The 14,174-nt window shown below is 48.0% G+C and carries 13 protein-coding genes; 4 read left to right on the top strand and 9 right to left on the bottom strand.

Going from position 1 to position 14,174, the window contains the following annotated elements:
• Positions 1-3: 3 nt before the first annotated feature.
• Positions 4-192, top strand: coding sequence for a DUF2897 family protein (locus EDI28_RS00065; protein WP_164918477.1), 189 nt, complete (start codon positions 4-6; stop codon positions 190-192).
• A gap of 133 nt (positions 193-325) precedes the next feature.
• Here EDI28_RS00065 and EDI28_RS00060 read toward each other — a convergent pair whose 3' ends face one another.
• From EDI28_RS00060 to frsA, 4 genes are all read right to left on the bottom strand, one after another.
• Complete coding sequence (locus EDI28_RS00060) at positions 326-1,582, bottom strand: glutamate-5-semialdehyde dehydrogenase (RefSeq protein ID WP_128781807.1); 1,257 nt, start codon at positions 1,580-1,582, stop codon at positions 326-328.
• Between the two features lie 49 nt (positions 1,583-1,631).
• Positions 1,632-2,825, bottom strand: coding sequence for a glutamate 5-kinase (proB, locus tag EDI28_RS00055; protein ID WP_233353239.1), 1,194 nt, complete (start codon positions 2,823-2,825; stop codon positions 1,632-1,634).
• A 134-nt stretch (positions 2,826-2,959) separates the two neighbouring features.
• Positions 2,960-3,364 (bottom strand): sigma factor-binding protein Crl, encoded by a 405-nt coding sequence (gene crl, locus EDI28_RS00050; protein WP_128781806.1) that lies wholly within the window; start codon positions 3,362-3,364, stop codon positions 2,960-2,962.
• A 171-nt stretch (positions 3,365-3,535) separates the two neighbouring features.
• A complete protein-coding gene (frsA, locus tag EDI28_RS00045; protein ID WP_128781805.1) occupies positions 3,536-4,795 on the bottom strand; it encodes an esterase FrsA in 1,260 nt (419 codons plus the stop codon).
• Between the two features lie 237 nt (positions 4,796-5,032).
• Between frsA and EDI28_RS00040 the strand changes: the two genes are divergently transcribed.
• Complete coding sequence (locus EDI28_RS00040) at positions 5,033-5,326, top strand: hypothetical protein (RefSeq protein ID WP_128781804.1); 294 nt, start codon at positions 5,033-5,035, stop codon at positions 5,324-5,326.
• A gap of 137 nt (positions 5,327-5,463) precedes the next feature.
• Here the strand turns inward: EDI28_RS00040 and gpt are convergent, their stop codons facing one another.
• Complete coding sequence (gene gpt, locus EDI28_RS00035; protein ID WP_128781803.1) at positions 5,464-5,922, bottom strand: xanthine phosphoribosyltransferase; 459 nt, start codon at positions 5,920-5,922, stop codon at positions 5,464-5,466.
• Positions 5,923-5,975: 53 nt separating this feature from the next.
• Positions 5,976-7,265: an NCS2 family permease gene (locus tag EDI28_RS00030; protein ID WP_128781802.1), complete on the bottom strand. Its 1,290-nt coding sequence runs from the start codon at positions 7,263-7,265 to the stop codon at positions 5,976-5,978.
• Positions 7,266-8,505: 1,240 nt separating this feature from the next.
• Between EDI28_RS00030 and EDI28_RS00025 the strand changes: the two genes are divergently transcribed.
• Positions 8,506-9,963, top strand: coding sequence for an aminoacyl-histidine dipeptidase (locus tag EDI28_RS00025; protein WP_128781801.1), 1,458 nt, complete (start codon positions 8,506-8,508; stop codon positions 9,961-9,963).
• Positions 9,964-10,028: 65 nt separating this feature from the next.
• On the opposite strand, the gene dinB is transcribed toward EDI28_RS00025, so the two are convergent.
• Entirely contained in the window at positions 10,029-11,120 is a 1,092-nt protein-coding gene (gene dinB / locus EDI28_RS00020) for a DNA polymerase IV (protein ID WP_128781800.1), read from the bottom strand.
• Between the two features lie 236 nt (positions 11,121-11,356).
• Here dinB and EDI28_RS00015 point away from each other — a divergent pair, with 236 nt between their 5' ends.
• On the top strand, positions 11,357-12,592 hold the full coding sequence (locus EDI28_RS00015) for a diguanylate cyclase (protein WP_128781799.1): 1,236 nt from the start codon (positions 11,357-11,359) through the stop codon (positions 12,590-12,592).
• 57 nt (positions 12,593-12,649) lie between these two features.
• Here EDI28_RS00015 and nqrM read toward each other — a convergent pair whose 3' ends face one another.
• Both nqrM and EDI28_RS00005 read right to left on the bottom strand, forming a co-directional pair.
• Positions 12,650-12,871, bottom strand: coding sequence for a (Na+)-NQR maturation NqrM (gene nqrM, locus EDI28_RS00010; RefSeq protein ID WP_128781798.1), 222 nt, complete (start codon positions 12,869-12,871; stop codon positions 12,650-12,652).
• Positions 12,872-12,880: 9 nt separating this feature from the next.
• A complete protein-coding gene (locus EDI28_RS00005; protein ID WP_438942780.1) occupies positions 12,881-13,891 on the bottom strand; it encodes an FAD:protein FMN transferase in 1,011 nt (336 codons plus the stop codon).
• Positions 13,892-14,174: the final 283 nt, after the last annotated feature.

The raw sequence follows: 14,174 nt of genomic DNA, 5'->3' as shown, positions 1-14,174 counted from the left end.
ATGGTGGAATGGCTACTCAACCCCTGGGTTATCAGCATCATCATCGTCAGCGTAATTGTCAGCAACATTGCGGCCTTGAAATATACGGCGAATATGAAGTTTGGTTACCGCGACAAAATCAAATACCTGCATGAAAAGCAAAAGCGCGAAGAAGCGCTGAAGGAAGAAGAGAAAAAAGACAAGCAAGCATGAAGCTAGGCAGGTAAAAGATAAAGAAGCTAAGCTGAGTAAAGAAAGCTCTTCCCACTTTTAAAGAGTGAGGCCGGGAGGGAGCTCGCGCTCCCCCACCCTAGCCCTGCCCTTAAAAACGGGATGGGACAAATTACTAAGAGCGAATCAGGTAGTCAGCAACACCCACCCACTTATAACTGGTCAACTCTTCTAGCCCCATCGGGCCACGAGCGTGCAGCTTCTGAGTCGACACAGCCACCTCGGCACCAAGACCAAATTGCGCCCCGTCAGTAAAGCGCGTCGAGGCATTGACGTAAACAGCGGCTGAGCCTGCCGCATTGACAAAACGTTCAGCCGAACGAATATCATTGGTCAGGATCGCATCGGAGTGGCTGGCATTGTGCTTGCGCATATGGGCGATAGCCTCATCGACATCTTTAACCACCTTCACTCCGAGGGTGAAACTCAGCCATTCAGTATCGAAGTCACCATCGACCACTTTACGAAGATCTGCCGCTTTGCCTTCCAACAGCGCATAACTGGTTCCGTCTGCCACCAACGCGACCTTGCTCTGATTCATGCGCTCAGCCAAGCGAGGCAGGAACGCTTCGGCAACATCTTCACTGACTAATAGCGTATCCAGCGCATTACAGGCTGACGGGCGCTGAACCTTCGCGTTTTCCACTACATCCAGTGCGCGCGCCAAATCTGCCGTTTGGTCGACATAGATATGGCTGATCCCGAAGCCGCCGATAATGACAGGGATCGTGCTATTTTCCTTGCACATCTTATGCAGGCCAGCACCACCGCGAGGAATAATCATATCGACATACTGATCCAGCTTAAGTAACTGTGAAACCAGCTCTCGATCCGGCTTGTCAATGTACTGTACCGAGGCCGCCGGCAAACCGGCTTTCTCCAAAGCAACCTGAATCACTTTCACCAGCTCCATATTGGAGTGGAACGTTTCACGGCCACCACGCAAAATACTGGCATTACCGGTTTTCAGACACAAAGCAGCAATATCGATGGTCACGTTCGGACGCGCTTCATAAATAACACCTACTACACCCAGAGGGACACGGCGGCGACTGAGGCGCATACCGTTTTCCAGTACCTTGCTATCCAGCTCGGAGCCAACCGGATCATTCAGGCTGATAACATTACGCACATCACTGGCAATACCGGCTAGGCGTTCTTTATTGAGCAGCAGGCGATCAACCAAAGCATCCGACATGCCCGATTCGCGTGCAGCAGCAATATCTTTGGCATTCGCCGCCAGTATCACGTCACAATTGGCTTCCAGTTCATCGGCAATAATTGCCAGAGCCTGATTTTTCTGCTTGGTCGCTGCAGTAGCAAGTTCGAAAGCCGCCTGTTGAGCAGCTTTACCCATAATTTCAAGATTCACACTCTTCCCCTATCATCAAAATATTTTCAGTTCGTCACCGAGTACGTGATCAGATAACCACCAAATCATCACGGTGCACGGCAACCGGACCGTATTCGTAGCCCAGGACCTGATAAATATCCTGACTGTGTTTTCCGGCAATCTTTGCCATATCTTTGCTTGAGTAACGGCAGATACCACGAGCCAGCAAAGCCCCTTTGGTATTAAAAATTCGGGTCACTTCTCCGCGTTCAAATTGCCCCTTCACTTCGGTGATCCCCTTTGCCAGCAGACTACTCCCACGCTGTTGTACCGCAATCGCTGCACCGTCATCAATCACGATATCGCCTGCAGGTGGAGGTCCGGCCAAAATCCAACGCTTACGGCTCTCCAATGGTGACTCCAGCGGTAGAAAACGAGTGCCAACCGACTCCCCTTTAACCAGATCATCAATCACACCAGGTCGACTACCAGCAGCAATAATTACTTCGATACCCGCCCGGCGAGCCACATCAGCAGCTTGTAGCTTGGTTGCCATACCACCGGTACCCAAACCACCCACACTGCCACCTGCCAACTTGTGCAGAGTTTCATCGATAGTATGGACTTCGCGGATCAGCTCTGCATCGGGGTTATTGCGAGGGTCGGCGGTAAACAGACCAGGCTGATCGGTCAGAAGCAACAACTTGTCGGCACTCGCCAAAATACCGACCAGTGCTGATAGGTTGTCGTTGTCGCCAACTTTTATTTCAGTGGTAGCTACTGCGTCATTTTCATTGACGACGGGAATGATGCCGTTGTCCAGCAACGCCACAATCATATCGCGGGCATTGAGATAACGTTCACGATCATCAAGATCAGCGCGAGTCAGCAACATTTGGCCGACATGCAGACCATAGATACCAAACAAACGCTCCCATTCCTGAATCAAACGGCTCTGACCAACTGCGGCCAAGAGCTGCTTGCTCGCCATCGTTTTGGGTAGCTCGGGGTAACCTAAATGCTCGCGGCCTGCGGCTATCGCACCAGACGTCACCATGATGACCTTATGCCCCTGACGACGCAGTGATGCGCACTGACGAACCAGCTCCACCATATGGGCCCGATCCAACTGTAGCGTACCACCGGTTAACACACTGGTGCCCAGCTTGATGACTATTGTCTGCCGAACGGGGGAAGATTGTCTAACCGCCTGGGTCTCTGAAGAAGAGTGAGCACCCACGAGGTTCTGCTCTGTAGCGTTTGAATGTTTAGTATCTGCCATTGGGATTAAACAATTGTGATGAATAAATTTATATTCAGATGTTTTATCAATCCGCTTGCTAGATCACAAGAAAAATGCGCTATAAAAGCGCATTAATCTTTCATCTGACTGCAGATAATATATTCGGAGCAAGATCAGGCAACCGTTCCCAGCTCGGCTTCCTCAAGATCACTGGCAGCAGTTACTGTCAGTTTGAACTCATCTTGCAGCAAACTGGTCAATTTCGGATAAAAGTCGTCCAACGTCTGGATCACTGCTTTCTCATGCTTGGCAGGGACACTGTCTTTGAGCCAGTCACCGTTACTATCATAACGGCCAAAATGATACCGATATTCAAAACCGGTATTTGTTACGGTCAAGATCAGCCACCACCCCCAGAACTCGCGTTCTTCTGGCTCTTTCTTCGCGCTGATACAGCTTGCCAGACAATCAAAAAAGAAATGGCCTTCTGACGACTGCTGCTGGCGCAGGTAGGGCCCCAGCGCGGTTAGTTTCGTCATCAGACGCCCATGAGGCGGAAATGTTGTTGTAGTCGTCATAGCGTATCTCCATCCATAGTAATAGCACAATAACAGCAACCATCGGGTGCCAGACAGAGCGCTAAGACTCGATCTCTGCCTAGCCTCTCTATCTCTCGTCATTCCATTTAAGCCATAAAGCCAAGATATAGCAACATTTTATTTACATCCCCGAGACTTAAACAACATGCCTCAGGCCAATTTTTCTTTCAACCAATCCACCACGGTCTCTAGTGAACGATGATAACCATCGTGAAGCGGTTTTTCCGGCAACGTAATTGCCTTGCCACCCCGGCTAGACATCGCTATCAGCTGGTTATCGATATCAGTACAGACCGGATCGTTCTTAAGGCTGATCCCCAGCATCGGTACCTCGGTCTTGCGACGCCCTAGCAACCCCTGTTGTTTGAGAGACCAAGCCGGAAGATGAGAAGTCAGGCTTGCCCTGGACACACCTTTTTTACCCATTCGCGACGCAATCATATCAAGATACATCTGTGGCATAGCATCAAGCCGCTTGGGATCGGCCAGTACGCTGTGTATCGCCCCGCCCAGACTGATGCAGGTTTTGAGGCGGGTTGGTTCAATGAAGCCAAGACGAATAGCCGCATTCCCCCCAAAGCGTAAACCCAGCATGGCGACACGAGTATGGTCTACCCAGGGTACATCTCGAATTTGCTGTAACAGCGCCTGATGCAAGCGACTGGTATCTTCCGTCAATGCCCACGCCGAGCTATGGCCAACAGAAGGCATATCCAGTGTGACCATCGCAAAGCCTGCCGGACCTAAATAATCATAATATAATCGCCACAAATCCGACTGAAGGGTATCTAGACCCCCGCTAACAACAACGGTCGGCAGTAATTTATCGGTACAGGGCAGATGAATAAATGCCTGGAAGGTTTTGCCTTCATATTTGACATCAATCGTCCTCATTGTATGAGGCATATACTCCATGGCTTCACGGTAGGTCTGATTCGCCTGTAGCTCCGCCTGCGCCGCCAACGTATCCCCTTTAAGGTGGGGATACGCCGCTACGCTGTAATACATACTGGCAGTTAGCAACATCTGTGCAGCCTTGTCTTTTTGGTCGGAATTAACAAGTTCCCGGGCTGTTTTATGGTACATCGCCCCAGATTGACTCCACTCGTAAATCCAGTTGCCAGGCTTGTAACCAATAACAGTATCTAGCAGTTCATCATTGGTGCGAAAGGCTTCAGAGTTAGCCATGCGCGAGAAAATCGCTTCCATCTCTATCGGATCGATTCCCTGCCAAGCCCACTGCGGGCGCCTCAATATCCGATACCATCCCGCCTCGCTATCACCATCAATCGCATTATGCATTGGCTTGGAAGAAACATTAGCCAGCTTTACCAAGCTAGACGTCTCCTTCGATGTTTGCCGCGGTGCAAACAGCTTTTCAGATAAATTAGTTTTAGAGGGTTCAGACACGGTAAGCTCCATTGTTCGAATTCTATCTACGCGCAGTGACTCAATCGGTGCTCCTTAGCCGAAGGAGCAATGGTATTCACCAAACAGGTGATCAGTCAGGATACGCAAAGAGATTGATACCAAAAGTATATCATCCAACAGTCTATTGCAGTGTGCCCAAAACCAAAAATGGATAACTGACTTTCCATCCTGAACTATGCTGATATTACTGTTAGTATTTTATACGGTGGTCTTTGTATGAAAAAAATACTCGGTATCTGCGGTATGTTGCTTTTTTCAAGTTCAGTGCTGGCCTTTGGCAGCGGCGGAGTCCTTGGTGGCAACCCTGGTGAGGCATCTGGGGCCGTCAATGCAAAAATAGGCGTTTGCCTCGATGCATCTGGCGAACAGATTCAAGGCTCTTACCAAACCAAGCTTGATAGAAAATGTGAGTTGACCGGTCACGATATGATAGATCTCATCAACTACAATAATTTCTATCGCAACAAGCCTAATGGCGAGTCTCTGGCTGACATCCGATCCATGCGTTAGCCGTATTTGTTTCGTCGAGGCTTGACACGAAAATCCACTTCGGCCATGAAACCAAGCCAAAGTGAATAAATTCAGACCTATGTTAATAACAAAAAAAGGAGCCTCATCGGCTCCTTTCGTCATTTATCAATCTGTGATTATTTTTTGGCAATCGGATCAACAAAAGTAACAGCCATATCCCATGGCTGCTCAATCCACGTGTCCTGAGTAATATCGACAACATAGTCATCAACGAGATGCTTACCAGCAGGTTTGGCACATACCGTCACAAACTTCGCTTTTGGGTACATCTCACGGATAAGCTCAGCTGTACCGCCAGTATCTACCAAGTCATCGATAACGATGAAACCTTCACCATCACCTTCAGCTTGCTTTAGCACTTTCATTTCGCGCTGGTGGTCATGGTCGTAGCTTGAAATACATACCGTATCAACATGACGGATGTTAAGCTCACGGGCTAGGATCGCAGCAGGAACCAAACCACCACGACTAACTGCAATAATACCTTTCCACTGATCAGCCGGAAGCAGTTTTTCTGCCAGCTGACGTGTATACATTTGCATGTTGTCCCAGGTAATGATGAACTTATTACTCATATCCGATGAACCTCTGAATCAGCGATATTGTCGCTGGATATATTTATAAACTGTTATAAAAAGATAATTTTAGCAATAAATAGAGCTGCTATAACCCATACGCTAACATTTACATCTCTTCCCTTGCCACTCATTACTTTAACTGCAGCATAAGTGATAAAGCCAAGGCCGATACCTTCAGCGATGGAGTATGTTAACGGCATCAATAGACAAACTACAACTACAGGAGCCGCTTCTGTTAAGTCACGCCAGTCTACACTCACCAAGCCTGACATCATCAGGATAGCAACGTAGAACAAGGCGCCGGCAGTGGCATAGGCTGGAACCATACCTGCCAGTGGAGCAAAGAACAATGCCAGGAAGAACAATACACCGACGGTGACAGCCGTCAACCCAGTACGTCCACCGACCGCAACACCCGATACACTCTCGACAAAAGATGTCGTATTTGATGTACCTAGAATCGCCCCCACAGAGGTCGCCGTACTATCAGCGAGCAGCGCACGGTTCAAACGAGGCAGCTTGCCATCTTTATCCATAAGATCTGCTTTTGTTGCCACTCCCACCAGCGTACCAGCCGTATCGAACAGATCGACAAACAGGAAAGCAAACACAACAGAAATCAGACCGACTTCAAGTGCACCGCTAAAATCCATCTGCATAAATGTTGGCGCAATGCTTGGCGGCATCGACATCACACCACTGTAGGTAATATCACCAAACAGAATACCCATTACTGTTACCGCAAGAATGGCGATCAGCACCGCGGCTTTATAGCCTCGATGGACTAATGCAATGGTCAGGAAAAAACCCAGTGAAGCCATCATTGCCGGAAAACTGGTTAGATCACCAACGTGTACCAGTGTTGCCGGGTTATCAACTACAATGCCGGAGCTCTGCAATGCAATAAACGCCAAGAACAAACCGATACCAGCCGAGATACCGGTACGTAAAGCCATCGGGATCGCATTGATGATCCACTCACGCACCCGCAGCACACTCAACACGATAAAGCATAAGCCAGATAGGAATACCGCAGCCAACGCAACCTGCCACGTATGTCCCATCCCAAGAACAACGCCATAGGTAAAGAACGCATTCAAGCCCATCCCCGGAGCCTGAGCAACTGGGTAATTGGCGACAAAGCCCATAATGAAGCAACCGACCATCGCAGCCAGACAAGTCGCAACAAACACCGCCCCTTGATCCATCCCCGTCGTTGCCAGCATGGTCGGGTTTACAAAAATGATGTAAGCCATTGTCAGGAAGGTCGTCATACCCGCTAACAGTTCGGTGCGGACATCCGTACCATGCTCTGTCAGTTTGAAAAGTTTCTCAAGCATTGCTCTCGGTTCCTTGGAGATAATACACGCAAGTTAAAGTTGAAATAGAAAACGTTTGCGTGATCTATTTTTGGGGGGCGATTATATGCTCCTTGGCAAGCAATTTCCAGAAAATAACGCAACTATCAGTAGCACACAGGGCTAACCGGATAAAAACCAACCAAATAAGAAAAGTGAAAACCACAACCGCTTTAAATTCATAGAGTTAACATTAGTGTATCATGTTGTTTTTTTGACCATTGAAATTTTTTCACAGCTACGCAAACGATAATATGCATCAGGATAATTATGAATTCCCCACCCCAGGCGAGATGTAATCGAATTCATAGCTATAACAGAAAAACTGTGGAATTTATGTGCTGACAACGAGGGCGTTTTGAGAGAAAAAAACGCCACCCCAATAAGGAGTGGCGTAAGAATGTATTGAATAGCCGAAAAGCGGATATTCTAAATTCTCAATAAAGGGGGGGGGGTGAACAATACTGCTCGAGACACCATGCCTGAACCACTAAGACTCAGGCACAACATCATGAATTAATAGCCGAATGGGTTCGGGTACTGGAAGTTACCAGTGTATACAGAACGGTTATTCCAAAAACTTGCAATTGAATCGAATGCTTTCATCTTTATCACCTTAATTATTAAGTTATCAAAACACATAAAACGTTTAGTGCTCAGCCATCTGGGCTTTACTTAATCTCAGTTCCCTGGAGGCGATACCTCGGGCTCATCCTAGAGCGGTTTACTGTGTTATTTCATCTTCACCAGAAGATGGTTAAACTATACCCATCACGTAATAAACTTACAAGTATTTTCTTTAACCTCGTCACACTTTTCTGATTTATGTGCGCAAGACCTCCTTTTACTGTAATTTTATTACACCAGTTAAACGTGCAACTTTAGCAATTCGCGACTAAAGTGTTACAGTCTGGTTCTTGATTTGTTGCGTCTTATCCAAAGACTCCCGGGCAATCAATACCAACCTTGCTCAACTGACAGAACACAGACAAAAAACTGTTCAGCAAGAGGAACAAATTTCGGCAGCCAGCGAGCAACTTCTTGCGAGCGGTCACAATCTTAACGTCCATATTTCGCAATTTAAGATTTAACTGTTCCCGTATCAGACGCAGTGGTATCCTTTTAGTTATCGCGATAGTTTATTCTGCTGACCTTGTTAGCTCATTAGCCGATATTCAGCTAGTGAATCGCTTAAGCCCAATAGTTTATAAAGGAGACTGCTGTGTCTGAAATCAGTCAACTGTCACCGCAACCTGTGTGGCAATTCTTCGATCAAATCTGTTCTATTCCTCACCCTTCCAAGCATGAAGAGCAACTCGCTCAGCACATCATCAAATTTGCTGAAGGTGAAGGCCTAGACGTACGCCGTGATGCGGTTGGCAACGTATTTATCAAGAAGCCTGCTACACCAGGGATGGAAGACCGTAAAGGTGTCGTTCTTCAAGCACACATTGATATGGTGCCGCAGAAGAATGAAGACACTGAGCACGAATTCACCGAAGATCCTATTCTGCCTTATATCGACGGCGAGTGGGTAACGGCGAAAGGGACAACTCTTGGCGCTGACAACGGTATGGGCATGGCGGCATGTCTGGCTGTGCTGGCAGCAAAAGATGTTGAGCACGGTCCATTGGAAGTACTACTGACTATCGATGAAGAAGCCGGTATGACAGGTGCTTTCGGCCTTGAAGAAGGCTGGCTTGAAGGTGACATCCTACTGAACACTGACTCTGAGCAAGAGGGCGAAGTGTACATGGGCTGTGCCGGCGGTGTAGACGGTTCTATCACGCTAGATATCGAGCGCGAGGCTGTACCGGCTGGACACGCAGCAGTTAAGCTAGTTATTAAAGGTCTTAAAGGCGGCCACTCAGGCTGTGATATCCACACCGGTCGTGCCAATGCCAACAAACTACTGGGTCGCTTCCTGTTTGCCCACGCTGAAGAGCTAGGCCTGCGCCTGAATAACCTGACAGGCGGTAGCCTGCGTAATGCGATTCCGCGTGAAGCATTTGCCCTTGCAACACTGCCAGCTGCAAATGTCGACAAGCTAAACGAGCTGTTCACGTACTACCAGTCAATTCTGACTACCGAACTGGGTAAAATCGAAACAGACATCAACCTGTTTGTCGAACCAGTTGAACTGCCTGCTGATGTACTGACAGAAACGGCACAGAAGCGCTTTTATGCGGTACTGAATGCCTGCCCGAACGGTGTGATCCGCATGAGTGATGACATCGAAGGGGTGGTTGAAACATCACTGAATGTCGGCGTCATCACCACAGATATTGATAAGATTACGATCCTGTGTCTCATCCGCTCTCTGATCGATTCTGGCCGCAGCAATGTTGAAGGCATGCTAACGGCCATTGCTGATCTGGCTGGTGTCCAGTGTGAGTTCTCTGGCGCCTACCCAGGCTGGAAACCAGATGCCGATTCTGAAGTCATGCACCTGTTCCGTGAAACCTACAACGCTATCTACGGTAGGACCCCGAACATCATGGTGATCCATGCCGGACTCGAGTGTGGTCTGTTCAAAGAACCATACCCAACAATGGATATGATTTCTTTCGGCCCGACGATCAAGTTCCCGCACTCGCCAGACGAGAAAGTGAACATCGAGACGGTTGGTCTGTTCTGGGAGCAGATGGTTGCTATCCTGAAGGCAATTCCGGCTAAGTAATCAGTTACTGAGTATCGAGTGATAGGGGCGAGTTTCTAAATGATAGAGACTCGCCTTTTTTATACCTAAAAGCCCTCAAATGACAGCTGCTGTGCCTTGAGCCCCAGCTCCAATCCGACACTGAGCCCTATCAATCTGATCTCCCGATCCTTCTGCCGGGTTAACGCCTCGTTGAGCAAACCGACAAACTGTGCTTTATCCAGTTTGGCTTGGCTATGCTCGACCGTTGTTTGCTGAAAATCAGCAAACTTAACCTTAATGCCTTGCTTGGCAATATTTAACTCCGGCCTCACCTGTTTGAGCCGCCTTTCAAGCTCAGGGTACAAAGCCTCGACTACCTGCCAGCACTGCTCATAGCTGATAATATTTTTTGAAAATGTCCGTTCGACACCCACCGACTTTCGCTCACGTTCAACCACAATCTCACGGTTATCGACGCCATGCGCACGCGACCATAAAGACTGGCCAAACTTGCCGAACTGCTGCAGCAGCAAATTACGATCATATCCTTGTACATCCTTGCCGATATACAAGCCCTTTTCATGGAGCTTCTGAATCGTAACCTTGCCAACACCGGGGATCTTCTCCAGTTTTAGGTTCGCCACAAAATCAGGAATATCGTCAGGGGTAACCACATACTGACCATCGGGCTTGTTCAAATCAGAGGCTATTTTGGCAATGAACTTAACAGGAGCAATGCCTGCCGAAGCTGTCAGGTCTAGCTCGTCGCTTATTGCCCGGCGAATATCCTGAGCTATCAGGGTCGCAGAGCCATGTAGTAGTTCACACTCCGTTACATCAAGGTAGGCTTCATCCAGTGACAGCGGCTCTATTTTATCGGTATAGCGTTGAAAAATTTCCCTAATTTGCTTAGAAACCTCTCTATACACAGCCATCCGGCCAGCAACAAGGATCAGGTGCGGGCACAGCTTCATCGCCTGGGCTGTTGGCATTGCCGATCTGACTCCATACTGACGGGCAAGATAGTTACAGGTGCTGAGTACCCCTCGCTGCTCAGAACGCCCTCCAATCGCTATCGGTTTGTTCTTCAGCTCTGGGTTATCACGTATTTCAACTGCTGCAAAAAAACAATCCATATCGACATGAATAATTTTACGCTGCACAGGAGCTGTTGATGAGGCGTTTGACTGCGGCATAGCTCTCAGAGTTATTAGTCGCTTGGGCGATAGGTAAATCTCATTTAATTAGACTCATTATACCACTGTTTTTTTATACAGTTACCATTATCTGGTACAAACCATAAATAGAACTCCCACCACAACTCAAATATGAATAGATAGGGTTGCCGCCTTAACAACAAAAATGCTATTAATCGATGAATCAATTCGCGAGGATAGCTAAAACACCCAGAAGTATCGGGTAAAGGAATAAGATGTCGCTGTATAAGATCCTTGTCGTAGAAGACAGCAGAGCCTTTCGTAACTACCTCAACATCCAGCTAACTCAAGCAGGCTTTGAGCCCGTTTTTGCCGAAACCATCGCTCAGGCCCGACAGATCCTTACGAAACAAAGAGATTTTCTTTGTTCCGTACTGGATTACTGCCTCCCCGATGGCCAGGATGGTGAAATTATCGATTTGGTCTTGAGCCAAAATCTTAAGGTCATTGTACTTACGGCTCAGTTCAGCAATCAAATCCGCGATACCGTCCTGTCCAAAGGAGTCATCGACTATTTGCTGAAAGACAGTCCGGCGTCGGTGTCTTACCTCATACCGCTACTACAGCGACTGGAAGCTAACCTCCATCACAAAGCAATGGTTGTGGAAGACTCTGCCACGGTACGTCACCACCTAGTCAATCTGCTCAAGAGGCAAAACCTCAGGGTATTAGAAGCGTGTCATGGCCAGGAAGCCCTCGAGCAATTAGAGCTGCACCCTGATATCAGTTTGGTCATCACAGACCACGATATGCCGGAAAAAGACGGCATTACTATGGTCCGTGACATCCGCAAAAATTATAACCGTAACCAGCTAGCCATTCTCGGCCTCTCGGGTAGCAACGATGATGCAATGACAGCCCTGTTTCTGAAAGCTGGTGCCAATGACTTCCTAAAAAAGCCATTCAATCAAGAAGAGTTCTATTGTCGGATACACCATATCCTGAATATGAAAGATACCGCCGACAAACTTTATCGTATGGCCAACCAAGATGCGCTGACCGGGCTTTGGAACCGACGCTACTTCTTCGACCAAAATTGTAACAAAGATCGCTGTGAGCATCGGAATATCGCCATGTTAGATATCGATTTCTTCAAAAAGGTCAACGATACATATGGCCATGATGCCGGGGATGAAGTGCTAGTCCAGATCAGCCAGCAGCTACAGTTACACTTTCCCGATGCCATCGTCGCTCGTTTTGGCGGCGAAGAATTCTGCATTCAGAGCTGCAGAAACCCACAACAGTTCTTACTTCAGCTTGAACAACTTCGGCAATCCATCGAACAGTTAGTCATTACTTACCAAAATGCATCGATCAGGGTAACTATCAGCATCGGCACAGCGGGCGGAACCCATCATCAACTCAGCGAGTTGCTTAAAACCGCTGATGGCTATCTCTATCGAGCCAAGCATAACGGCCGAAATCAGATACAGGTAGCCCCGCATTCTTAAACCACACAACCAACAAAAAAAGCCTGAGCATGCTCAGGCTTTTTCAATTGGTTGGTATCAGATTATCTGATTTTTCTGCCACTCAGCTTGCTTAGCTTCACGTGCCTCGCGCTTTTTACGCGCATCGCACGGTTCAGGGCAATCACATTCTTTGGCGATACCAATACCGTCAAGGCCTCCACAGCTACCGCTTACCGTTTTACGCTGGAAAATGTATCCTACTGCCATCGCAACGATAACCAGCAAAAAGACTACAAAGGTGGTTAGATATACGACCATGATAATTCTCTACTTCTTCTGCAAATAAGGTACAAAGGCATCAGAGGTATACTCTTTGTAGCCCTGTTCGGTTTTAACAACGAGTAAAACCGGCAAATTCTCTTGCTGTGCCAGCGCCAGTGACTTCTCTTCCCCCATCACCGAGAATGCCGTTGCCAATGCATCGGCCGTCATACTGGATGGGTGTAAAACGGTTACCGACACCACACGGTTGGTGATCGGCTTGCAGGTCTTCGGATCGATAAGATGCGAGTAACGAACACCGTCTTGTTCGAAGTAATTTCGATAATCACCTGATGTTGCCACAGCCATATCGCCCGGTTCAATGATTTCCTGCACCGAACGGCTACCGTCATCTGTTGGTTTCTCGATGGCAATGCGCCATGGCACACCCTTGAGATTGTTACCTTGAAGACTAAGCTCACCGCCGATCTCAACCATGTAGTCGGCAACATTCAGCTCATCAAAATAACCGGCAACGATATCAACACCAAAGCCTTTGGCGATCGACGACAAATCAACATACAACTCCGGGATCGCCTTGGATAGCGTATTGCCATCAACAGATAAATGACGAACACCCACGATTTCACGGCGCTTGGCAAGCTCTTCAGCTGTCGGTGTTTTTTCCGGCCGAGCTTCAGGTCCAAAGCTCCACAGGTTAACAACTGGGCCAACGGTAACATCAAGCGCACCATCCGTCAGCTCGGCCAGGCGAATGGCTTCAGCAATAACTTTAGCGGTATCAGCAGACACTTCGAACGGCTGGTTACTCGTATGCTGATTAAACCGGCTGAGCTCGGATTGCTTGCGGTAGGTCGACATTTGATCGTTGACCAATTCAAGACGACGGTCAATCTCAGCCTGCAACTCACTTGCTGCCGGCAAGCCTTCCTGCTTGATCAACTTGATTGAGTAATAGGTACCCATCGTCGAGCCATTCAGGTGGATCAGCTCACGCTGATCACCACACCCTGTCAAGGTAACGGCAAAGACAAGCAATAATATTGATTTACGCAGGAACATCTTCATTCAACAACTCTCAACAATTAAAGGGTCACTTTTTGTTATGGTCAGTACGTCTCCCAAAAGAGAACCATAATTGAAATAACCACAATAAAAAACGCTTTAGTATTCTGTTTACGAAAAAAGGCTGACCCGAAGCGGGTCAGCCAATTTCTTATTGGGGTGCAGCTAATTTAGCCACCGAAGTCATCCAGCAGGATGTTTTCGTCTTCGACACCAAGATCTTTCAGCATGCCGATAACGGCTGCGTTCATCATTGGCGGACCACACATGTAGT

It is taken from the genome of Photobacterium chitinilyticum (genome assembly GCF_004104355.1).
Taxonomy (GTDB): domain Bacteria; phylum Pseudomonadota; class Gammaproteobacteria; order Enterobacterales; family Vibrionaceae; genus Photobacterium; species Photobacterium chitinilyticum.
The sequence above is the reverse complement of the archived record's forward strand: the minus strand, read 5'-3'. Positions and strand labels throughout refer to the sequence as shown.